Below are 23,787 nucleotides of genomic sequence, written 5' to 3'. Positions count from 1 at the left end.
CAGTCCGCAGGCGTCGCATCCTCTTCCACTGTTGCCTTTTCATCCTTGTTCATTCTCGGAGCCGCGGCGAGAGCAACCGAGTAATTGAATCACCTATATGAAGGCGCCTTCACCAATTCTGGTATCGATACCAAAATTCTATAGCTAATATATTAGTGCATGTGAGACAATCATCGTGCTGTTTAAGATTCTGAACGGCAACCGTCGCCCCACCTTTATGGAGACCACAGATGAAGAAGTTGACCCGCCCAGCCGATGACATCGTCGCCCCGTCCGTTGAACTTGAAACCGCGCTGGCGCAGCATCTGTCACGCCGCAGTTTCCTGTACAGCCTGGGCGCGCTCGCGCTCGCCGGCTGTGGCGGCGGCGCGGGCGAGCTGGCCGCGCAGGCCTCCGCTTTCGCGCCGCGCGCCGCCGGCGGGCCCACGCCTTTCGCCCATCCCGGCCTGCTGCATACGGCCGCCGATTTCACGCGCATGCAGCAGAAGTACACCACCAGCCCGTGGTTGGGCAGCTGGAACCTCCTGACTGCCAACTCGCACGCGAAGACCACCTATTTCCCTTCGGCGCAAGCCTGGGTGTACCGGGGCGACGACGGCGTGCATGCGCAGAACTACAGCAAGTTGTACAACGACGTGGCGGCTGCTTATGCCTGCGCGCTGCGCTGGAAAGTCTCAGGCGAGACGGTCTACGCCGACAAGGCCGTGCAAATCATGAATGCGTGGTCATCCACCCTGGTCGGCATCGCCGGCGGCAGTGACGCGCTGCTGGCCTCCGGCATTTACGGTTATGAATTCGCGAATGCGGGCGAGATCATGCGGACTTACAGCGGCTGGGCGGCAGCGGACCAGGTCAGCTTCAAAAACATGATGCGCAACATCTTTTACCCGATGTGCCACGACTTCCTGACCCGCCATAACAATGCGGACATCACCCACTACTGGGCCAACTGGGACTTGTGCGCGATGTGCGCCGTCGTGGCGATCGGCGTGCTGTGCGACGATGGCGCGCTGTTCGACGAAGCGGTCGATTATTTCAAGAACGGAGCGGGCAACGGCGCGCCAGCGCAGGCCGTCTACTACATGCACCCGGGTTACCTGGGGCAGTGGCAGGAATCCGGCCGCGACCAGGGCCACAACACGCTGGGCATTGCGTTGATGGGCGCATTCTGTGAAATGGCCTGGAACCAGGGCGTCGATCTGTATGGCTACGACAACAACCGCTTCCTGGCTGGCGCGGAATATGTCGCCAAGGCCAACCTGATCGAATCGGGCACCACGTATTACACGGTGCCGTTTGTCAGCTACAACAACGTCGATAATCCCAATCATACGGCTCTTTCGCTGAACAGCCGGGGCAATCTCAGGCCCTGCTGGGCGCTGGTGTATAACCACTATGTGTACCGCAAGGGTCTGGCGGCGCCGTACTCTAAAAAGTTCGCGCTGCAGATGACGCCCGAGGGCGGCGGTGGCTACTACGATCCCAACAGTGGTGGCTACGACCAGCTCGGCTATGGCACCCTGACTTGCACGCTGGACGCGATCGCCGGCGGCGCTGCGCCCAGCGGCCTGAGCGGCTACGTCAGCGCCGGCGCCGTGGTCCTGTCGTGGTGGGGCGGCGCCTATGCCAGCGGCTACACGGTCAAACGCGCCAGCCTGCCGGGCGGCCCGTACACCACGCTGCAAACCGGCATCACGGATTTGCTGACCTATACCGACACCACGGCGCCCGCTGGCGATTGCTATTACGTGGTCACGGCCATCACTCCGTCCGGCGAAACCGGGCCGTCCAACCAGGCCCTGGTAGTCACGGGCGTGCCGCTGCACACCCACCTGGCGTTCGACGCCGGCAGCGGCGCCACCGCCACCGACTCGACGGGCCTGGGGCACACCGGTACGCTGGTCGGCGGCGCCAGCTGGGCAACGGGCAGGAAAAACAGTGCGGTGTCGCTGAACGGCAGCGCCGGCTACGTCAGCCTGCCGTCCGACCTCCTGATCGATGTCGGCGACTTTACGATCGCCGCCTGGGTGTACTGGAACGCGTCGCGCAACCGGGAGCGCATCTTCGACCTCGGCTCGGGCACTGGCCAATACCTGTTCCTAACACCGTGTACCAACGCCGGCTTTGCGCGCTTCGCGATCACGGTCAACGGCGGCATGGGGGAGCAGGGCATCAACCACACGGCACCGCTGCCGACCGGGCAATGGGTGCATGTGGCGATCACGCTGTCCGGCAGCACCGGCACCATGTATATCAACGGCGCCCCGGTTGCAAGCAACACAGGCATGTTCCACGCGCCGTTCCGTCTGCAAAGCACCAGCCAGAACTGGCTGGGCCGTTCGCAATACGCGATCAATCCCTACTTCAACGGCAAGATCGACGAGTTCCGAATCTACCGCGGCGCGCTAAGCGCCTCGGCCGTGCTGGCGCTGTTTAACAGTTGATGCACCTGATACCGCGCCAGGCGCGGACAACACCAGTGGAGGCGCCGCACGTCAGGATGGCGTCGGTCCGCACATAGCAATTAAAAAAAGGGGAGACAAATATGGAAAATATTCAAAGCAAACGGCTGGCGGCAAGCATCGCCGCCGCACTGGCGGTATGGGGCATGGCCGCCACCTTGCTGTCGGCGCCGGGGCAGGCGCGGGCAGCCGACACCATCGTGACGCTCGCAACCGCATACCAGCCGGCCATTTACGAAACCATCGACGCGAGTGGCTTCAAGCATCCGGGCGTCGGCCTGACCAAGGAGATGCTGGAAAACGTGCGCGCCCAGGTGCTGGCTGAAAAGGAACCGTGGAACACGCACTTCAACGCCATGCTGCTGTCGGCCAACGCGTCGAAGACCGTCAAGTCCAGCAATCAGGGCTCGGATCCCACCAAGCCAGGCAGCCTGGCCTTCAGCAGCCAGGGATTCAATGGCAAATTCATCGCAGACGGCCTGAAGGCCTACACCCAGGCGCTGCTGTATTACATCACCGGCGACGAGACCTACCGCGCGAACGCGATGCGCATCATCCGCATCTGGGCGCAGATGGACCCGGCCCAGTACGTCTACTTCGTCGACTCGCACATCCACACCGGCATTCCGCTGTCGCGCATGGTCGCCGCCGCCGAAATCCTGCGCTACACCAGCTGCCAGACGCCCGCGCTGGCGTGGACCGAGCAGGACACGGCCAATTTCTCGACCAACCTGATCAACCCGGTCATCGAGACCTTCCAGCACACCAACTACCGCTTCATGAACCAGCACCTGTATCCGCTGCTGGGCGCGATGTCGGGCTATATCTTCACCGGCAACCGGGCCCGCTACAACGAGGGCGTGGAATGGTTCACTGTGAACAAGACGGCCGAGGACCAGGGCCAGAACGGCGCCATCAAGGCGCTGTTCCGCCTGGTCGAGAAAAACGACGTCACCGGCGAAGCCGTGACGCCGGTGGTGCAGCACGTTGAAATGGGCCGCGACCAGGCCCACGGCGGTGGCGACATCACCAACGCCGGCATCCTGGCGCGCCTGCTGATCGCGCAGGACACCAAGGTCGATCCCGTGGTCGGCACCGCCTCCACCGCGCCCGACGCGGTCGGTCCCTACGAATTCCTGAACGACCGCATCCTGGACGCGGCCGAATACTTCGGCCGCTACATGACCGGTTACGACACACCATGGGTACCGACCGCGTCGCATACCGACGCCAACGGCGTGCCAACCATTGTTTACCGCGAGCTGGCCCCCGCCTACCGGGGCCGCCTGAGTTCCAGCACGTGGGAACCCTACTATTACTACAAGTACGTCAAGGGCATCGATATCGGCCAGCGCGCGCCGTATTTCAGCCGCATGTTCTCGATGCGCACCAGTTACAACTGGGATGGCGTCGATGGCGGCGGCGACTACTGGCTGTTCATTCCCGCCGCAGCGGAAATCGAAGGCGGGCAATTGCTGAAGAAACCCGTCGTCGAGCCCTACCGCGAGCTGGAAGACCGCGTCACGGTGCTCGAAGGCGACGCCAGCGTGATGCAGGATGACGGGGTATCGCCAAGCGTATCGTTCGTGCGCATCAACACCACGCCGGCGGGTGCCCGGCTGGCCGTGGTCGGCTATGGCAACGCATCGAAGAACGTGGCATTCCGCATCCGCACCAACGGCGTCGCCACGCTAGAGGTATTCGGCGAGACGCTCGCGCTGCCGGATACCCAGGGGCAGTGGCGCTATATCAGCGTCGCGCTGGACGTCTACCACAGCTTCGGCGATACGGTGTTCATGAGGGTGCAGGGGGGCGGCGCACAAGTCGACATCGACCATATCAACCTGCAGGGCGCGACCTTGACCGCGCCGGTGTTCGCCGACGGCGAGGCGGAGCTGAACTTGGTCACTTACGCTGGCTCCAGTGCGGCGATCACCCGCAGCTTTGCCGCCACCGACGCCAACGCGGCCGATACGGTCATGTACCAGGTCGACAACCTGCCGCCCGGCGCCAGCTTCGACAGCGCCACCGGCGCGTTTTCCTGGACGCCCACGCAGGCCGGCACTTACAGCTTTGTGGTCACGTCGACCGACGGCGTCACGGTAAGCACCAAGGCCGTCAAGGTCGTGGTGGCCGGCGACCGGCAGTCCGCCGTCGACACGCTGCTTGCCGCGTATAAGCCGAATACGCTGTATGTCGTGTCGACGCTGGAGACCTACAACGCGGCGCATGCGGCTGTCGTGGCTGCGCTGCCCGGTGCCAGCGATACGGAATTCCAGCAAAAGCTGGCCGCGTTGAGTGCGGCCGTGACGGGATTGCAGGAACTGACGCCACTGATGCCCGACGGCAGCATGAATTACGTGAACATGTTTGTCTCGTCCACCTTTGGCACGAATGTGCCAAAACTGCTGGACGGTTCGCCGTACACGGTGTCGGGCGCGCCCGCCACCTACGCGCCCTATCTCGCCCATATCATGGATTTCGGCCCGGACTTCAAGGCGTCGGCGTCGACCTTCCAGATGCAGGTGCGCGCCAGCTTCCCGGAACGGATCGGGGGCGTGGCGATGTTCGGTTCCAACGACAGCGAGAACTGGACCCGGCTGACGCCGGGCCTGACTGCCATCTCGGACGATATGCAAACGCTGCAGGTGCAGGAAGACCTGAAGAATCAGCGCTTCCGCTTCTTCAAAATGCAAATGGTGCAGCCAACGTTCCCGCTGCTCGAAGTGGGCGAATTCCGCATCTTCGGTCAGCGTTATGAGGCCGTCAACAAGATCTCGTCCGTGTCCATCAGCTCAGACCAGAGCCTGAGACAGCGCATCGTCGCCGGCAACACGGTAAAGGTGAAGTTCCAATCCAGGGAGGCGATCAACAATGTCAACGTGCTGGTGCAGGGGCAGCCCGCCACAGTGACCACCTCCGACAACCTGAACTGGACAGCCACTTGGGCCGCCAGTGCCAACGTCCCCGCCGGCAACGTCAAATTCGTGATCAACTATAAGACGGCGGCGGGTGCCGATGCCGATCCGGCCTTGTTTGTCACCGACGGGTCGTCCCTGACTCTCGCCGATCAGACCGGCCTGATCAACCCGATCGGCCTGACCACCTTGAGCGACTCGACCGGCAGGAACCAGGCCGACGTGCTGGGCCAGGTCAACGCACTGCTCGACAGCAACCTCAGCACCTTCACTGATTTCCGCCTCAACGGTTCGGGTAACGGCGGCTGGCTCAAATTCGACTTCAAGGGCGGAGGGATGGCGACGCTGAACCGCGTCGAACTGATCGGACGGCAAGACCAGTACGCCTCGCGCATCGGCGGCACTGTGGTGCAAGGCTCGAACGACAACGCGACGTGGGACACGATATCCCCCGGGGCATCCAGCTCGTCGGACTGGCAGACGCTGAAAATCAACAGCGCGACGCCATACCGCTATATCCGCGTGACCAACGGTAATGCCTGGTACGGCAATATGTCTGAGGTCCGGATGTATGGCACGGTCGAGTCCGTCAACATGATCGCTTCCGCATCGGTCTCGTCGGCACAGGCGCTGCGTACCCGCATCGTGCCAGGCAACACCGTCAAGGTCGCGTTCACGGCCAAGGAATCCATCAACAACGTCAGCGCCACCATCATGGGCGTGCCGGCGGCCGTGGCTACCACGGACAACATCAACTTCACGGCCACCGCTGCCTTGCCGCAAGGCACGGCGGCGGGCGCGGTGACCTTCGCCATCAACTACAAGACGCAGAGCGGCAAAGATGGCTACCCGAACACGGCCACCACGGACGGCACGCTGCTGAAACTGGTGGATGAATCGGATGTGATTTACAACATCCCCGCCATCGCCACACTGATCGATTCCAGCTATAACCGGCCGGCGGCAACCACCTTGGGACAGGTGAACAACCTGCTCGATGGCAACCTGAGCACGGGCTCGGATTTCCGCATCGGCACCAGTAACTCCGGCACCGGCAGTTACATCATATTCGATTTCAAGGCTGGCAATCAGGCCACGCTGACTGGCGTGGAACTGGCGGCGCGGCAGGACCAGTACTACACCAGGGCCAAAAGCACGGTAGTCCAGGGTTCGAACGACAATTCCAACTGGACCAGCCTGACGGCGGGGGCGGCTTCGACGGCGGAGTGGCAAACCCTGCCCGTCGGCGGCGGCGTACCATACCGCTATATCCGTATCTACAACGCCACCGCCTGGTTCGGCAACCTGTCCGAGGTGCGCTTCCACGGCACCGTGCAGGGCGCGGACACCACGGCGCCTAGCACCGCCAGCAATGCGCCAGCCGCGCCGGTGAAACAGGACACCACGGTCACCTTTAGCGCCACCGACAGCGGTTCGGGCGTGGCCGCAACATATTTCAAGGTGAACGGCGGCGCGCAGCAAACCGGCACCGCGGTGGCGCTGACCACCGAAGGCACCCACGCGCTGACTTACTGGAGCGTGGACAGGGCCGGCAACGTCGAGCAGCAGCGCACGGCCTCGGTGACCATCGACCGCAGCGCGCCGGTCACCAGCGTGAGCTCTAATCCCGCCGCGCCGGCAAGCGGCTGGTACGCGGGCGATGTCGCGCTGGGCCTATCCGTCGCCGCGGATGCCGGCTCGCCCGTCGCCGCGACCTACTACACGGTGGACGGTGGCGCGCAACAGACCGGCAACGCGGTCGCGTTGAGCACCAAGGGCAGCCACACCGTGAGCTACTGGAGCGTGGACCAGGCCGGCAATGTGGAACAGGCGCGCACGCTGACCTTGAACATCGGCCCACTGGACCTGAGCGCCAGCGTGAAGATGACGCAGCAGGGCGCCACGCTCAACCGCGCCACCGGCAAATACGTCGGCAGCGTGACGGTGACCAACGTCACCGGCGCTGCGCTGACCGCTCCGCTACAACTGAAGCTGAACGGCCTGACCCCGGGGCTCACCCTGGACAACGCCAGCGGCATCGACGGCGGCGCGCCTTACGTCACGTTGTCCGGCCCGCTGAACCCGGGCGCCACCGTCAGCGCACCGCTGACCTTCACCAACCCGGCCCGCAGCGTGGTCACTTACACCCCAGCGCTTTACATGGGCAACTTCTAAGGAGACCGATCATGAGCATCGATATCAGACATAGGCTTTCGTCCCTGCTGTTCGGCGCGGCGCTGGCATTTGCGCTGGCGGCGAACAGCGGCATGGCCTCGGCAACAGTGGTCCACGTCAACATCGACACGTCCAACTTCGGCGCGGCGAGCGGCTACCTTGACATGCAGCTCAGCGCCAGCGCTGCGGCGCCGCTGGCGACCGCAGCCGTCAGCAACATGGTTGGGTTCGGCAGCATCGACCTGAACTATGGCGTGAGCACGACGGCGGGTGGTTACGCGTTCCGCAACGACATGTCGAACTACCTGTCCCATACCGTCAACTTCGGCGGCGTGCTGGCCTTCGACCTGACGCTAAGCGGTGACTACGATCCGCTGACCACGTACGTGTCGACGTTCATGCTATCGGCCTTCGACGAAGCCTTCTCGCCGCTGGGCGCGATTAATCCGAGCACTGGATCGCTGGCCGTTTTCAGATGGACGCATGGCGTACAAGGCGACGGCGGCTTTGGCGTAAGCGTGTCGGATCAAGCCGTGACGGTGCTCGCCGAGCCGTCCGACTGGCTGCTGATAGCCGTGGGCCTTGCCGCCATGGCGCAGGTATCACGGCGCGTGCGACGCCGGTCGTTCCAGAGCAACGTGGCGGCGCGGGCATGACCCTCGGCGTCGCCGCCTAAGCCACAATCCGGTAGCGCCCCCGTCCCGCGAGGGATGGGGGATCAAAGCCATGCAACCGATCAGCAAACCGGATGCATCATGCGCGCGGTCCCGTCATTGCGCGCATCTTAGTCTTCCAACAGGAAATCCGAGTATTGTTCGCGTATTTCATCCAGATGGTTCAAGGTGCCGGTCAAGTGGGACCGCACTGCATGTTCCGCTTCGAGGAGGTCCCCATTGGCCACTGCATCCAAAATGCGCTGGTGCTCGATGATGACATTCGCGGCCTTTCCCGGCATGGGCACATGTAAATGCCTCAAGCGATTGAGATTACCGCTCAGCCGGCGCGTCACGTCCCACAATGGCTCGACGCCGGCAGCCTCGTACATCATTCGGTGAAAAGTCTGGTCAGCCCAGACGAAGCGCGGGAAGTCAAAGCATTCGAGCGCATTCGCCTGCTGACTTAGTATGGCTGCGAGACGGGAGGCAAGCTCGGCGGATGGCGACGCCGCCAGAGCCCTCACAACTTCGAGCTCGATGGCTTGGCGAAGGAAGTGCGCCCTTCGCGCGGATTTGACATCGATTCGCCGCACGACGGTGGCCCGTTGCGGATAGATATCGACCAGTCCTTCTTCCTCGAGGCGCAATAGCGCGTCCCGTATCGGCGTCTGCGACAGATCAAATTGCCTTGCCAGCTCTTGCCGGTCCAAGGGGGTGGCAGGCTGGAGGGTTAAATTTACAATATTCTCTCGCAAAAATTCCAACACCTGCGCTGCGGCGCTACGTGTGCGGTCTAGAACGAACGGTTTGGGAAATGTAAGATCACTCATGCTTATCGTTAAATGCTACCAACGTGGTACGAATGCCCATTTTAATTCATATTTGAGATCGACTAATGCATTACTCATTTTCAATTCCTGGAAACCTGGGCAAAAGGCGGTGCAGCCGGAAGGTTGGAGCAGGTATAACCACGCCTCAGACGGTGTCATTTCCAATTAAGCGATTCACTAAAATATTAATGGGTATCAATAGATTTGTGGTAATTCGCCCCCCCAGCATGCACGCCGAGGACGCGCTGCTGCGCGTGCTCGACAAGACGGCCCTGGTAGCATGGGTCGCTGACCCCACCGCCAGCGGCAAGACGGAGATCAACCACGGCGAGGACAAGTTCAACACCATCGAGGACCCGGCTTGATCCGTGCGCGGACGGCGTTGAGCACGCACAGGCACGGCTCAACGTCGCGCCGGAACCGGAGCGCGCGTAGATCGGCTGGAAACTGAGATGCGGCATCGCTCGCTGTTACAATGCTTTGCAGTAGCGCCGATCTAAGCACGCTTATTCAAATGAAACCATCAATCTTGTTCCAAGCACATCGTGATGCGATCCGCAGGATCGTAGAGGAGCATCGTGCCTGCAACCCGAGGGTGTTCGGATCCGTGCTTCAAGGTAGCGACACTGAAGATAGCGACCTGGACTTGCTCGTTGATCCGACGTCGGAAACCACTCTGTTCGATATCGGTGCAATCCGCCATGAACTTCTTGAGCTACTGGGGGTGCCAGTTGATGTGCTGACACCAAAGGCTCTGCCGGAGAAATTCCGGGAAACCGTTCTCGCAGAAGCAGTTCCTGTATGAGCAAGGACAAGCAGCGTTTGATCGACTACTTGGCGCACATGCTGCAGGCAATCGAACGCATCACCCGCTACACTGAAGACTTGGACGAAGTTGCCTTCCTGCAAAATGAACTGGTCCAGGATGCAGTGATCCGCAACTTGGAGATCCTTGGCGAGGCTAGCAACAACACTCAAAAGCACTATCCGGAGTTCGCGGCACAACACTCCGAGTTGCCGCTGGCGTTCGTCTACCAGATGAGGAATGCGGTTGCGCATGGCTATTTCAAGGTGGATTACGAGATTGTTTGGAAGACGATTCAAGCGGATCTTCCGGTACTGTACAGCCAGGTGCAAGATGTCATTTCGGACATTGAATGAGTTGCGGCTGCGGCGTTGCCCCCACAGCGCACGCGTGGCCGTCTGAAACGGATCAGGTCGTCGACCTGCGCGATGCGACCCAGCGCCGAGGCTGCTTGGCCAGCATGTTCAGTACGTGGAGTCTCGTCGATTCAAACTGTTCAGGCTTTTTCATGCGCCAATAGTATCGATGCCATTTTTCCTTCCTGAGCGATGGGGGCCGGTTCGCAGTCCCCTTGCGTATTTTGCATACGGTTTGTTGTAGAGAAAAAGCCGTGGGACGATCAATCATCAGCACGTAATGTCATGCCGGTCTATCAGTATTTATACTTACATGATCTACGTAGTCTTAGTGATTGTGGCGCAGCGCTTAGCTACCTACAATTTGGGCACCTTGTCATTTAGGCACCTATAAAAAATAAAGGATAGACATGCCGGCCACACCATCCATCGACCTCAGCCTTCGCTGAGCAGTACACCGATTTCCGGGCCATTCGCGACTCCTTGCGAGTTTGCTGCCAGGGAAGTGACTCAATCACAGTAGCTCTCCGTGCGCAATGCCACGTCATGCCCAGTGGGGGCGTTCGCCGGAACACGCCGCTCATCGCGGAAATACGGGGCTTCAAGCCACGGGGGAGGGGTGCGCGCCATGCACGGCCAGAGACATCCCCGACACCGAAAAATAATAACTATGGGAGAACATATGCAAGCTCTGCTGCTTGAATTGAATAGACTGGGCATCAAGCTCCGGCTCGAAGGGGACGAATTGCGCGTCAACGCCCCGCAGGGTGCGTTGACCGGCGAGCTGCGGCAGTTGCTGCGGGAGCACAAGCAAGCCATCCTGCCTCTGCTGCGGTCCAGCGGCATAGCGGAAAATCCGCTGCCGCAGCTGGCGCCCGACGCGGCCGGGCGGGCCGAGCCGTTTGCGCTGACCGAGCTGCAGCACGCCTATTGGCTCGGCCGCGACAGCGCCATGGAAATGGGCAGCGTGGCCACCCATCTGTATGTCGAACTCGATGGCGCGGCGCTCGATATCGAACGTCTCAACGATGCCTTGTGCCGCATGATCGAGCGCCATGACATGCTGCGCGCCGTGGTCGGCGGCGACGGCATGCAGCGCATCTTGCCGGTGGTGCCGCGCTACCGCATCGCCGCCACCGACGTATCCGGCGCCTCGCCCGAGGCGGCGGAACGGGCGGTGCTCGCCGCGCGCGACGCGCTCTCGCACCAGGTGCTGCAGGCGGACCGCTGGCCGCTGTTCGAGGTGCGTGCGACGCTGCTGCCGGCCGCGCGCGTGCGTCTGCATGTCAGCTTGGACCTGCTGATCCTCGATGCATGGAGCATCTTCCTGTTCTTCAAGGAATGGCACGCCCTGTACGACAACCCACACGCCACGCGACCGGCGCTCGAGATTTCCTTCCGCGATTACGTGCTGGCCGAACAGCAGATCCAGGGCACGCCGGCGCACCAGCGTGCGCACGCCTACTGGATGGCGCGGGTGGACACCTTGCCCGCCGCGCCCGAATTGCCGCTGCGCGCCGATCCGTCCGCGCGCCGGTCGCCCCGTTTCAGCCGCCGCGAGGCGCGCCTGGAGCGGCCGCGCTGGGAGCGCTTGCGCGCCGCTGCCCGCGCCAGGGGCCTGACCCCGTCCGGCCTGCTGCTCGCTTGCTATGCGGAAGTCCTGGCGCGCTGGAGCGCGACGCCGCATTTCACGCTCAACGTGACGGTGTCGAACCGCTTGCCGGTGCATGAGCAGGTCAATAGCCTGCTGGGCGACTTCACCTCGCTGCTGCTGCAGGAAGTGGACCTGTGCGACAGCGGCGCGACCTTCCTGGAGCGGGCGCTCCGCCTGCAGCAACAGTTCCTGGCCGATCTGGACCATCGCGAAGTGAGCGGCGTGAGCGTGATGCGGGAATGGACCCGGCGGCGCGGCCTGGGCTTGCAGGCTGCCATGCCGGTGGTCTTTTCAAGCGGCCTGATCTGGAGCGGCGGCGAGGAGCCGGGCGACCTGGAACAGTTCGGCAAGAAGGTCTACAGCATCAGCCAGACGTCGCAGGTCTGGCTGGACCACCATGTGATGGAACTGAACGGCGACCTCGTGCTCATCTGGGATGCCGCCGACGCGGTCTTCGAGGACGGCGTGCTGGACGCCATGTTCGACGCCTACCGCACGCTGGTCGAAGGCCTAGCCGGCGACGACACGCTGTGGGACAGCCGTGACAGCAGGGCCCGCGTGGCGCTGCCCGCCGCCATGGAGCAGCGCCGCGAGGCCGCCAGCCGCACGCAAGCGGCACTGCCTCGGCAACGCCTGCACGCGGGCTTCGTCGAGCAGGCGCAGTTGCAGCCGCAAGCCGCCGCCGTCCTGTCGCCCGACCGCAGCATGAGCTATGGCGAATTGCTGGCGGAAAGCGCGGCCGTCGCCGACTGGCTGCTGCAATCGGGCGTGCGCGCCGGCCAGCCGGTGGCCGTCGTGATGCGCAAGGGCTGGGAGCAGGTGGTCGCGGTGCTCGGCACGCTGCTGGCCGGCGGCGCCTATATGCCGGTCGACGCGGATCTGCCGGCGCAACGCCGGCTGGAGCTGTTGCGCATCGGCGAGGTCGAACACGTCCTGGCGCAGCCGGATGCTGTGGGCGGTGAGCTCGATACCGGCGCATGGCGTATCCACGCGGTCCGGGCCGGCGCCAGGGGCGTCTACGGCGCGGCGCATGCCCGTTCCCTGCAAGCGCCGCTCGACGAGGCGGCCTACGTCATTTTCACTTCGGGGACGACCGGCGTGCCCAAGGGCGTGGTGACAGACCATCGCGGCGCCGTCAACACGATCGCGCATATCAACCGCATGTATGGGGTCGGCGCGCAGGACCGCGTGCTGGCCGTCTCGTCGCTGAGCTTCGACCTGTCGGTGTACGACATCTTCGGCCTGCTGGCGGCGGGCGGCGCGCTGGTGCTGCCCGACTATCGCAAGGGGCACGACCCGGTCCACTGGCGCGAACTGCTGGCGCGGCACCGTGTCACGCTGTGGAACTCCGCACCGCAACTCATGCGCATGCTGACGGACAGCCTGGCGGCGGGCGAGGTGCAGGAGGCGCCGCTGCGCACCGTGCTGCTGAGCGGCGACTTCATCCCGCTCGACCTGCCCGACCGTTTGCGCCGCCATTACACCGGGGCGCAGGTGGTCAGCCTGGGCGGGGCGACGGAAGCGTCGATCTGGTCGATTTACCATCCGGTGCGGGAAGTGGACCCGGCGTGGGCCAGCATCCCCTACGGCGCGGCGTTGCCGAACCAGACCGTGTGGGTGTACGACCAGGCCTTCAGGGCTTGCCCGGACCATGTGAAGGGGCGCATCTACATAGGCGGCATCGGCCTGGCCATCGGCTACTGGCGCGATGCCGCCAAGACCGATGCGCGTTTCATCACCCATCCGCAGACCGGGGAGCGCTTGTACGACACCGGCGATCTGGGACGCTATGCGCCGGACGGCAATATCGTCATCCTCGGGCGCGACGACGGCCAGGTCAAGATCCGGGGCCATCGCGTGGAACTGGGCGAGATCGAGGCGGTGCTGCGCCAGCACCCGTCCGTCCGGCAGGCGCTGGTCGTCCCCACCGGTGTGTCGCCCGAACGCCGCCAACTGGCCGCTTATGCCGAGTTCCATCGTGATTGCGCGCAGCCATCCGGCATCGCGGAGCTGCGCCAGCACATGAGCGAGCGCCTGCCCGACTACATGGTGCCGCGCCATGTGATGGTGATCGACCGCATTCCGGTGTCGGCGAACGGCAAGGTGGATCTGCGCGCGCTGCCGCCCGTGCCCGAGGAGGAGCAGTGCGCCGCCGGCTCGCGCATGTTGCCGCGCACGCCCACCGAGCGCGCCATGTTCGATGCGTGGTCGCGTGTTTTCGCCGGCACGGAGATGGGCATCACCGACAACTTCTTCGAGCTGGGCGGCGATTCGGTGATGGCCACCCATCTCATGCGCGAACTTAACGCGGCCCTTCCGGTGGTGCTGGAAATGCACGAACTCTTTGAAAACCTCACGATCGAATCGCTGGCCACAGCGTACGACGCGAAGATTGCCGCGCACAGCGGCGGCGCGGGCGCGGCATCCGCCGTCTTGGGCATGGCCGAACTGACCTTGGCCGATCCTGTCGCGGTGCAGGACGATGTACAGCGCGCGGTGGACGGATTCGCTGCGCTGCGATTCGACGTCCCGGCCGGCATGCGGCGCGCCCAGCCGCGCGCCGTGCTGCTAACCGGCGCCACAGGCTGGATCGGATGCCACGCGCTGGCGGAACTGCTGGCGCAGACATCCGCCATGGTGTACTGCCTGGTCCGCGCGAACGATAGGGAACATGCGCGTGAGCGCGTGCTTGAGCAACTGGGCCGATGCGGCATCGCGCCCGATGCCGCGCAGCTGGCCCGCATCGAGGCCGTGTGCGGCGATCTCACGGCGCCGGCGCTGGGGCTTGACGGCGTTGCATGGCAAGGGCTGGCCGCCTCGGTCGATGCGATCCACCACTTCGGCGCATCGTTGAATGTGACGGCCAACTACGTCACGCTGAGCCGCAGCAATGTGCAGCCGCTAGGCAGTATCGTTCGTCTGGCAAGTGAGCATCACGTCAAGCCGGTGTACGCCATGTCGCCGATGACGGTATGCCGCCGCCATCTCGATGGCCAACTGGCCGTCTTCCAGGAAGAGCGCGGCCAGGAGCATCCGCACGGTTTGTTGAGCGCGTATGCGCAGTCGAAATGGGCGGCGGAGCAGGTGCTGCTGGCAGCCGCGGCGCGCGGCCTGCCGGTGCGCATCTACCGCAGTTCGCACGCCTTGCCGGCGGCACGCACCAGCCTGCATAAGCCGAACGATACCTACAACACCGTTCTCAAGGTTGCCTGCCGGGTCGGTGTCGTGCCCGACTGGACCGACTCGCGGCTGCCCGGCCTGCCGGTGGATGTGCTGTGCCGGCTGATCGTCGACGATACGCTGAGCCCCGGGAATCACAGCGGCATCGTGCATGTCGAGAACCGCGACCCGCTCAATTTCAAGGATTTGCTGACCGTGCTGCTGGAGGGGAAGGCAGCGCCGCTGGTGTCGCTCGACGAGTGGAAGGCGCGTTGCGCACTGCACGTTGACGGTTTGTCGCACCACGAGGAAGCGCTGATCAAGCTGCTGTTCAGCCACAGGTCGGTGGGCATGGCGGTGGACAATATGTTCAGCGGCCATGAATTCCACACCCGCTACCTGGACGACGGACATGGCTATGCGCCGAGGTTGGCCCAACTCACCCCGCCGGACTACTGGCGCGCTGTCCGCCTCCATGCCGGCTGGTTGCCAGTGCAAACCGGATAAGGAAGCCGATATGGACGATTTTTACGACGTTATCGTGGTCGGCGCCGGTGCCGCCGGCGCCGTGGTCGCCAGCCGTTTGAGCGAGGGTGGACAGCGCAAGGTCTTGCTGCTGGAAGCCGGCCCGGCCGAGCCGGCAACGCAGGAGGCACGGCTGGCGGTGCGCGACGCCAATTATCCGGCGGTCAGGCCCGGTCTCAACTGGAAGATCAAGGCCTTTATCAAGGGCGACGGCGCGACGGCTGGCACCTGGGACTATGAAGCCGGCAAAGTGCTGGGCGGGTCTTCCGCCGTCAACACGGTGCAGGCCTTGCGGGGTATGCCTTCCGACTACGACGACTGGGCGCAGGAATGCGGGCCGGGCTGGTCGTGGCAGCACGTCTTGCCATTTTTCCGGGCGCTGGAAGACGACCCGGCCGCGCCGGGGAATTTGCACGGGACGGGCGGACCGGTACCGATCCGGCGCGAGAAAAAGGAGAATCTGACACGCTTGCACAGTGCCCTGGTGGATGCGTGCGTGGCGCATGGCTTCCCTGAAAGCGACGACCACAACAATCCGGACTTGCCGGGCATCGGCATGATACCCAAGAACGCCGTCGATGGCGTGCGCATGTCGTCTGCAATGACCTATCTTGCCGCCGCACGCGCACGAGAAAACCTGCGCATCCTGACAGACGCGCATGCGTGCCGGCTTATCTGGGAAGACGAAGCGCGCTGCAAGGGAATCGAGGTGGAAGCGCACGGGCGGCGCTACGTTATCCATGCGGACCGGATCGTGCTCTGTGCCGGCGCGATCAACACGCCGACGCTGCTGATGCGCTCGGGCATAGGCGACCCCGCCATACTCGATCCTCTCGGTATCAAGGTGGTGCGGCCGCTGACCGGTGTGGGCAGAAACCTGATGGACCATCCAGGCGTCGGCATCTGGGGCATCGCAAAAGCCGGCGTACGCGCTGAGCGGGAGCCGCTGCACGAGACACTGCTGCGCTGCTCATCCCATGCCTCGCCGTATGCCAGCGATATCCATATCCGCATGATGGCCGGCGACTTCGACACGGCGTTCGCCTCGCGTGCATCGACCGCGGGGCTGACGCATGTCGCCGGGCTCAGCGTCTGCCTGGCCAAGTCCCGCTCGCGTGGCTATGTCCAGCTTGTTTCGGCCGATCCTCATGCGGCGCCGAAGGTGATGCTCAACCATCTCTCCGACCCGCGCGACATGGCTCCCCTCAGGAATGGCGTCCGGCTGGCTTGGGAACTGCTGCAGCGGCCGCAACTGCAGTGCTTGTTCGAGCGTATGCTGGGCTGGAGTGGCGGAATGTTTTCCTCGGACACGGTTCTGGAGCGCGCGATCATGGCGTACGTGCGACCGAACGCCCATCTGTGCGGGTCGGCCAGGATGGGCGGATCGCCGCAGGGCGGCGCCGTGGTGGATCCGCAAGGGCAGGTCTTCGGTGTCGACAATCTATGGGTCGCCGACGCCTCGGTCATGCCGAGTGCGCCCAGCGCACCGCCGCATCTCGCCACCATCATGGTGGCCGAGAAAATGGCGGCCGGATTCCGGCAATGGGCTTGATGATGGCTACCGCGCTCGCGCAACAGCCGGGTTCGGAACGGCGGGGCAGCCTGCGCCGCTACGGCACCTGCCGGCAGCCCGAGATGCGCCTGGTGTGTTTTCCATGGTGCGGCGCCGGCGCCTCCGTTTACCGCAAATTGGCTGCGTGCCTGCCGGAACACATCGAGCTGCTCGCCGTCCAGTTGCCGGGGAGGGAAGACCGCTTTGGCGAAACCCGGCTGCTGCGCATGGACCAGGTGGTCGACCATGTGTTTAACGATATCGCCGCGCTGCGGGACCGGCCGCTGATGCTGTTCGGGCATAGCATGGGCGCCCTGGTGGCGTATCGCATGGCGCTGGCCTTGCAAGCGAGGACCGGGCGCGGGTCCGACGCCCTGGTGCTGTCCGGATACGGCGCGCCCGGCTGCGGCAAGCCGGACGCCAGGCACTGGCACACCGCCACCGATGACGCGTTCATCGCCAACCTTGCCCGGCTGGGCGGCACGCCCGCAGCCATCCTGGAAGACAGCCAGATGATGCGGCTGCTATTGCCGGTGCTGCGCGCCGACTACGAAGTGCTGGAAACCTGCACGGACAGTCCGGACAGCGTGCTGTCCTGCCCCTTGCTCGCCTGCGCCGGCGACCGGGATCACGCGGTTTCGATCGATGCGGTCGCGGCATGGCGGCGGCGCAGCACCGGCAGCAGCAAAATTCACCGGTTCAGCGGCGACCATTTCTACCTGGCCGCGCAACCGCAGGCGCTTGCGCAGTATTTAACAGAATGGAGCGCGGAATGGCGCGCCAACACAAAGGAGAGCATCGAATGATGAATGACCAGAGCAATGAGCAGTTTTCAACCGGAAGTATCGTGGCGCAGGGCTGGATTCTGATGTGCCTGATTTTGGTCGCCATGTTGGCGACGCAGTTCATGAACGAAGTGATTTGCGCGCAGGGAAGCGAAGGCGGGGGTGTCAGATTAAAGGTGATGGCGGCACTGTTGGTGCTGCACGCCTTTGTGCCGATGCTGATCTATACGTTCAGCGCACGCTGGTTCCGCTGGGCCATAGCGGGCCTGACGCTGTTGCTGGGAGCGCTGATCGTTCATGCTTTCTATTCTGTCATCGTTTCACCAGTTGCGTTCGACATATTGCATCTGCTCGACTTCGCGCATCATGGCCTGGCGATCTGGGTGGGCTGCCTTGCCTTTCGTTGGGCCAGGGAAGCGGGCCGGTCCGATAACAGGCCCGTGATTCCAGGGGCATCTACTTGCTGACTTCCGCGTCGGCCAGGTGCCGTGAAAATTTCAGCACAATTCTTTGTCTTATGTCTTATAGAAGAGTTGTTGAGGTACAATAGCGCATACAACAGGCGGCCGCGTCCCCGCGTCCGCTGCTATTAACCCAAAACTGAAGGAGTTTTTCATGCTAGCTGCCTACCGCGACCACGTCGCCGAACGTGCTTCCCTCGGCATTCCCGCACTGCCGCTTTCCGCAGCCCAGACCTCGGAACTGGTCGAACTCCTGAAAAATCCGCCCGCCGGCGAAGAAGCCTTCCTGGTTGACCTGATCACCTACCGCGTTCCGGCCGGTGTGGATGATGCCGCCAAGGTCAAGTGCGCCTTCCTCGCCAGCGTGGCCAAAGGTAGCGAATCCAGCCCGCTGATTTCGCGCGAAGTCGCGACCCGCCTGCTGGGCACCATGCTGGGCGGCTTCAACATCAAGCCGATGATCGACCTGCTGGACGACCCGGTGGTCGGCGCCGTCGCGGCCGAAGGCCTGAAGAAGACCCTGCTGATGTTCGACTACTTCCACGACGTCAAGGAACTGGCCGACAAGGGCAGCGTCAGCGCCCAGGGCGTGCTGCAATCGTGGGCCGACGCCGAGTGGTTCACCTCGCGTCCTGAAGTGCCGCAAAGCCTGACCCTGACCGTATTCAAGGTCTCCGGCGAAACCAATACCGACGACCTGTCGCCCGCGCCGGACGCCACCACCCGTCCCGACATCCCGCTGCACGCGCTGGCCATGCTGAAGAACGCCCGTCCCGGCATCAATCCGGACGAGCCAGGCCAGATCGGTCCGCTCAAGCAGATCGAAGCGCTGAAAGCCAAGGGCCACCTGGTTGCCTACGTTGGCGACGTGGTCGGCACCGGCTCTTCCCGCAAGTCCGCCACCAATTCGGTGCTGTGGTTCACCGGCGAAGACATTCCTTTCATCCCGAACAAGCGTTTCGGCGGCGTGTGCCTGGGCACCAAGATCGCTCCGATCTTCTACAACACCATGGAAGACGCCGGCGCGCTGCCGATCGAACTCGATGTGACGCAGATGGAAATGGGCGATGTGGTCGAACTGCGTCCGTATGAAGGCAAGGCGTTGAAGAACGGCGTTGTGATCGCCGAGTTCAAGGTCAAATCTGAAGTGCTGTTCGACGAAGTACGCGCCGGCGGCCGCATTCCGCTGATCGTCGGCCGCGGCCTGACGTCCAAGGCGCGTGAAGCGCTGGGCCTGGCGCCGTCGGACCTGTTCCGCCTGCCGCAGAACCCGGTCGACACCGGCCGCGGCTTCTCGCTGGCACAGAAGATGGTCGGCCGCGCCTGCGGCCTGCCGGAAGGTAAGGGCATGCGCCCGGGCACGTATTGCGAACCGAAGATGACCACCGTCGGCTCCCAGGACACCACCGGCCCGATGACCCGCGACGAGCTGAAGGACCTGGCTTGCCTGGGCTTCTCGGCCGACCTGGTGATGCAGTCGTTCTGCCACACCGCCGCCTACCCGAAAGTGGTGGACGTCAAGACGCACCGCGAACTGCCTGCCTTCATCGAAAACCGCGGCGGCGTGGCACTGCGCCCGGGCGACGGCGTGATCCACTCCTGGCTGAACCGCCTGCTGCTGCCGGACACCGTGGGCACCGGCGGCGATTCGCACACCCGCTTCCCGATCGGCATTTCCTTCCCGGCCGGCTCCGGCCTGGTGGCGTTTGCCGCCGCCACCGGCGTGATGCCGCTGGACATGCCGGAATCGGTGCTGGTGCGCTTCAAGGGCACGATGCAGCCTGGCGTGACCCTGCGCGACCTGGTCAACGCGATCCCGCTGTACGCGATCCGCCAGGGCATGCTGACGGTGGACAAAAAGGGCAAGAAGAACATCTTCTCCGGCCGCATCCTGGAAATCGAGGGCTTGCCCAAGCTGAAGGTCGAGCAGGCTTTCGAGCTGTCCGACGCCTCGGCCGAGCGCTCGGCCGCCGGCTGCACGGTGCACCTGGATAAGGAACCTATCATCGAGTACATGAACTCGAACATCACGCTGATGAAGTGGATGATCGCCACCGGCTACCTGGACAAGCGCACCCTGGAGCGCCGCATCAAGGCCATGGAAGCCTGGCTGGCCAAGCCTGAGCTGCTGTCGCCGGACGCGGACGCCGAGTACGCTGCCGTCATCGAAATCGACCTGGCCGACATCCACGAGCCTATCGTGGCCTGCCCGAACGATCCGGACGACGTGAAGACCCTGGCCGAAGTGGCCGGCGCCAAGATCGACGACGTGTTCGTTGGCTCCTGCATGACCAACATCGGCCACTTCCGCGCCGCTTCCAAAGTGCTGGAAGGCAAGTCCGACATCCCGGTCCGCCTGTGGATCGCGCCGCCGACCAAGATGGACGCGCAAGTGCTGACCTCGGAAGGCCATTACGGCACCCTGGGCCGCACCGGCGCGCGCATGGAAATGCCGGGCTGCTCGCTGTGCATGGGCAACCAGGCGCAAATCCGCAAGGGCGCCACCGTGATGTCGACGTCGACCCGTAACTTCCCGAACCGTCTCGGCATCGACACCAATGTCTACCTCGGTTCGGCCGAGCTGGCGGCGGTGTGCTCGGCCCTGGGCCGCATCCCGACCAAGGCCGAGTACATGGCGCATACCGGCGTGCTCGCGGAGAATTCGGACGACATCTACCGTTATATGAACTTCGACAAGATCGCGGAATTCAGCGACGTGGCCGATTCCGTGCAAGTCTGACGCCGGCGCTCGTGAACAGGGCATCACTTCGGTGGGCCCTGCTTGAGCCGTCACATGTATGACACTAGGCCCTGCTTTTGCAGGGCTTTTTGTTTTGCGGATGCAGCTTCATCAATGGGCTGAAAGCCATAAGAAGAAAACTGCATCGCGGTGCAGAAAAAAGGAGGGCCGATCCGCACTATGCTTTAGGCTGATTTGACGCCCTGGCCCAGTCCGTTCTATGCTGTCGCGCAACCCGTCACTATCACAAGGTCGAACCATGAACGTGCCCCTAACCGCCCAGCCGAATCTGTTCCGCCAGACGCGCAAGGTGCGCTTTTCACACTGCGATCCAGCCGGCATGGTGTTCTTTCCGCGCTACCTGGCGCAGCTGAACGATCTGGTCGAAGACTGGTTCGACGAGGCGCTGGGTATCAACTACGCGGAGTTCATCTCGACGCGCAAATTCGGCCTGCCGACTGTCAAGCTGGAGTGCGCCTTCCTGTCGCCCGGCGTGTTCGGCAGCGAAATCGAGTGGCAGTTGTCGGTGGAGCGCATCGGCAATTCGTCGATCGGGCTGGCGGTGCGCGGCGTCGACGGCGGCCAGGTGCGCTTTGAATTGCATAGCGTGCTGGTGGCGACTGCGGTGCACCAGGGCGGCGCGGTGGCGCTGCCGGAGGACCTGCGCGCGGCGTTGCTGCGCTTCCGCGGGCCGCAGCCGCAGGATGAATCGGCGCAGGTACGCTAATGGACAGCCCGATCGCCGGCCTGCGGCCGCAAGACTTTTATCGCATCGCCAGCGGCAGCGTGCTGCCGCGGCCGATCGCCTGGATCAGCACCCGGGACGCGCAGGGCGTGGCCAACCTGGCGCCATTTTCCTTCTTCACCGTTGCCAGCATCGATCCGCCGGTGCTTGCCTTCAGCCACGTTAACCGGCGCGACCAGCGCGACAAGGACACCCTGGCCAACCTGCTGCAGGGTGGCGATTGCGTTGTGCATACGGTGGCGCAGGCGATGGCCGAGGCGATGAACCTGAGCAGTGGCGAATTTCCGGCAGAGTGCGACGAATTCGCGCTGGCCGGCCTGGCCATGGCGGACAGCCACAGCGTGGCGGCGCCATCGCTGCGCGACGCCGCCGTGCGCTTTGAATGCCGTTTGCGCGAAGTGGTGCGCTTTGGCGCGCAGCCGTTGGCAGGGCAGCTGGTGCTGCTCGATGTGGTGCACGTCAGCGTGGACGATGCGGTGCTCGATGCGCGCGGCAACGTCGATCCGGCGCGGCTGGATGCGGTGGGCAAGCTGGGAGGGGATGGCTATTGCACCACGCACGCGGGCTTCATGCTGGCGCGTCCGGTGCCGCCGCGCTAGCGTGTCGCATGGGAGGCGAACTGGCCCTAATTATCCCATCCAGCGCACGATCACGTAACGAGGTGGCGGATTTGCCGTTCCTGGTCTTGCGAAATATCGAGAAAGATTGGAAGATGGCAAGACGTGCCAGGAAGTAAGCTGCCAGAAATTGACCATCATGCCCGGCGGCCTTCCCGATAAAAGAATCTTGTCAGAACCATACCGGAGCGAAGTGCGTGAATAAGACCAAAGAACAACTGCAGGCTATCATGGCCGATAACGATATCGCCTATGTCATCGAGGGCAAAGAAGCCTACATAAAACTTGCCAGACAGCAATACAACACGATACAGACCAAGGTGGTGGAAGGCGTGGAGGAGCTCGAGATCGAGGGCGACAAGAAGAGAGTGTTGTGGTGGGTCGACCTGGGCATGTGGCCCCACCTGGCAGACGGCATACTCCAGCAATTCAAGGCTGAGCCCATGGCCAAGCCCGATGTCACCATGCTGTGGAATCCTCGGCGCTCGGTAAACCACACGGTGATCGACGATGGCGCCCAATCGGCGAAGCTTCAGTCGATGACCGTGATGGGGAACCGTATCCTGTCCTTGGAGACCAATATGACGGTAGGCGGTGCCGGTGGCGGGATATCGGCGCTGGCCGATGCGATCTACGAAGAATTCGTGGGTTCATACGAGTTGACGCAGGCCGACCCGCGCCACATTGGCACCCATCGTGACCAGACCCTGCCGCCGCAGCATAAACACATCGTGAAAAAGGGCGGCGGGGAGTGGAGCGCCGATGACGTCGAGACTGTTTATGCCATGGCGATGAGCCTTGGGCTAACGAAATGGGATCCCATATTCGGTGCGAAGCATAAAAAAGTACGGGATCTTTCCAAGAAACGATAGTATCAAAGCAAGCTGGATTGCGGCAGGGGCATACTGCCGCGTCATTCCTTGCGTTCGACGATGACGTAGTGCTTCTTGACCGGTTCGATCACTTCGAACACGCCCTGGAAGCCGGCCGGAATCACCAGTGCCGAACCCGGGCCTGCCTCAACGGCGTGGCCCTGGTCGTCGATGAGGCGGCACCGGCCTTCGGTGACAAAGAAGAACTCATCCTTGCCCTCGGCGAACGCGATGCGCCAACTGCCCACCTCGCAAGCCCATATCCCTGCTGACATGTCGCCGCTCGCGCTGGTGAAGTGGTTCCAGGTCGTGCGCGCGGGATTGCCCACCAGTCGGCGCGCTTCGCGGGGATGGTCGTATTCGGGCAGCGGCGTCCGGGCGCCGAAATCGGTAATAGCTGGCATGTTGCGAAAGCGGGAAAGTAAAGATGGGTGATTGTACATGCGCACCCAAGGCTTGCTGACGCCATGCTGAT

The 23,787-nt window shown here is 63.4% G+C and carries 16 protein-coding genes; 14 read left to right on the top strand and 2 right to left on the bottom strand.

The window, feature by feature from the left end:
* Positions 1-230: 230 nt before the first annotated feature.
* From ACSQ8Y_RS10415 to ACSQ8Y_RS10405, 3 genes are all read left to right on the top strand, one after another.
* Positions 231-2,444: a LamG-like jellyroll fold domain-containing protein gene (locus tag ACSQ8Y_RS10415; RefSeq protein WP_436266383.1), complete on the top strand. Its 2,214-nt coding sequence runs from the start codon at positions 231-233 to the stop codon at positions 2,442-2,444.
* 101 nt (positions 2,445-2,545) lie between these two features.
* On the top strand, positions 2,546-7,555 hold the full coding sequence (locus ACSQ8Y_RS10410; RefSeq protein ID WP_436266382.1) for an OmpL47-type beta-barrel domain-containing protein: 5,010 nt from the start codon (positions 2,546-2,548) through the stop codon (positions 7,553-7,555).
* 11 nt (positions 7,556-7,566) lie between these two features.
* On the top strand, positions 7,567-8,211 hold the full coding sequence (locus ACSQ8Y_RS10405; protein ID WP_436266381.1) for an NF038129 family PEP-CTERM protein: 645 nt from the start codon (positions 7,567-7,569) through the stop codon (positions 8,209-8,211).
* A gap of 128 nt (positions 8,212-8,339) precedes the next feature.
* On the opposite strand, the gene ACSQ8Y_RS10400 is transcribed toward ACSQ8Y_RS10405, so the two are convergent.
* Positions 8,340-9,041 (bottom strand): GntR family transcriptional regulator, encoded by a 702-nt coding sequence (locus tag ACSQ8Y_RS10400; RefSeq protein WP_436266380.1) that lies wholly within the window; start codon positions 9,039-9,041, stop codon positions 8,340-8,342.
* 206 nt (positions 9,042-9,247) lie between these two features.
* Between ACSQ8Y_RS10400 and ACSQ8Y_RS10395 the strand changes: the two genes are divergently transcribed.
* The 11 genes from ACSQ8Y_RS10395 to ACSQ8Y_RS10345 all read left to right on the top strand — a co-directional run bounded on the left by ACSQ8Y_RS10395 (position 9,248) and on the right by ACSQ8Y_RS10345 (position 23,312).
* The gene (locus tag ACSQ8Y_RS10395; protein ID WP_436266379.1) at positions 9,248-9,406 is read left to right on the top strand and encodes a hypothetical protein; all 159 of its coding nucleotides are present in this window, start codon (positions 9,248-9,250) and stop codon (positions 9,404-9,406) included.
* A gap of 149 nt (positions 9,407-9,555) precedes the next feature.
* Positions 9,556-9,846, top strand: a complete 291-nt coding sequence (locus ACSQ8Y_RS10390) for a nucleotidyltransferase family protein (RefSeq protein WP_436266378.1) — start codon at positions 9,556-9,558, stop codon at positions 9,844-9,846.
* On the top strand, positions 9,843-10,202 hold the full coding sequence (locus ACSQ8Y_RS10385) for a HepT-like ribonuclease domain-containing protein (RefSeq protein ID WP_436266377.1): 360 nt from the start codon (positions 9,843-9,845) through the stop codon (positions 10,200-10,202). The genes ACSQ8Y_RS10390 and ACSQ8Y_RS10385 overlap by 4 nt, the downstream gene beginning before the upstream one ends.
* Positions 10,203-10,884: 682 nt before the next feature.
* Positions 10,885-15,522 carry an amino acid adenylation domain-containing protein gene (locus ACSQ8Y_RS10380; protein ID WP_436266376.1) on the top strand — a complete coding sequence of 1,546 codons (4,638 nt, stop codon included), beginning with the start codon at positions 10,885-10,887 and terminating at the stop codon, positions 15,520-15,522.
* 10 nt (positions 15,523-15,532) lie between these two features.
* Positions 15,533-17,092, top strand: a complete 1,560-nt coding sequence (locus tag ACSQ8Y_RS10375; protein WP_436266375.1) for a GMC family oxidoreductase — start codon at positions 15,533-15,535, stop codon at positions 17,090-17,092.
* On the top strand, positions 17,092-17,898 hold the full coding sequence (locus tag ACSQ8Y_RS10370; RefSeq protein WP_436269799.1) for a thioesterase II family protein: 807 nt from the start codon (positions 17,092-17,094) through the stop codon (positions 17,896-17,898). The genes ACSQ8Y_RS10375 and ACSQ8Y_RS10370 overlap by 1 nt, the downstream gene beginning before the upstream one ends.
* Complete coding sequence (locus ACSQ8Y_RS10365) at positions 17,895-18,344, top strand: hypothetical protein (protein ID WP_436266373.1); 450 nt, start codon at positions 17,895-17,897, stop codon at positions 18,342-18,344. The genes ACSQ8Y_RS10370 and ACSQ8Y_RS10365 overlap by 4 nt, the downstream gene beginning before the upstream one ends.
* Before the next feature lie 148 nt (positions 18,345-18,492).
* Positions 18,493-21,078, top strand: a complete 2,586-nt coding sequence (locus ACSQ8Y_RS10360; RefSeq protein WP_436266372.1) for a bifunctional aconitate hydratase 2/2-methylisocitrate dehydratase — start codon at positions 18,493-18,495, stop codon at positions 21,076-21,078.
* Positions 21,079-21,337: 259 nt separating this feature from the next.
* Positions 21,338-21,805, top strand: coding sequence for an acyl-CoA thioesterase (locus ACSQ8Y_RS10355; protein WP_436266371.1), 468 nt, complete (start codon positions 21,338-21,340; stop codon positions 21,803-21,805).
* A complete protein-coding gene (locus ACSQ8Y_RS10350) occupies positions 21,805-22,422 on the top strand; it encodes a flavin reductase family protein (RefSeq protein ID WP_436266370.1) in 618 nt (205 codons plus the stop codon). The genes ACSQ8Y_RS10355 and ACSQ8Y_RS10350 overlap by 1 nt, the downstream gene beginning before the upstream one ends.
* A 215-nt stretch (positions 22,423-22,637) precedes the next feature.
* Positions 22,638-23,312, top strand: coding sequence for a hypothetical protein (locus ACSQ8Y_RS10345; RefSeq protein ID WP_436266369.1), 675 nt, complete (start codon positions 22,638-22,640; stop codon positions 23,310-23,312).
* A 41-nt stretch (positions 23,313-23,353) separates the two neighbouring features.
* Here the strand turns inward: ACSQ8Y_RS10345 and ACSQ8Y_RS10340 are convergent, their stop codons facing one another.
* The gene (locus tag ACSQ8Y_RS10340) at positions 23,354-23,716 is read right to left on the bottom strand and encodes a cupin domain-containing protein (protein ID WP_436266368.1); all 363 of its coding nucleotides are present in this window, start codon (positions 23,714-23,716) and stop codon (positions 23,354-23,356) included.
* Positions 23,717-23,787: the final 71 nt, after the last annotated feature.

Source organism: Pseudoduganella sp. LjRoot289, assembly GCF_964252925.1.
Taxonomy (GTDB): Bacteria; Pseudomonadota; Gammaproteobacteria; order Burkholderiales; family Burkholderiaceae_D; genus Rugamonas.
Note: the sequence above shows the minus strand (reverse complement) of the source record. Positions and strands in the feature narration are given on the sequence as shown.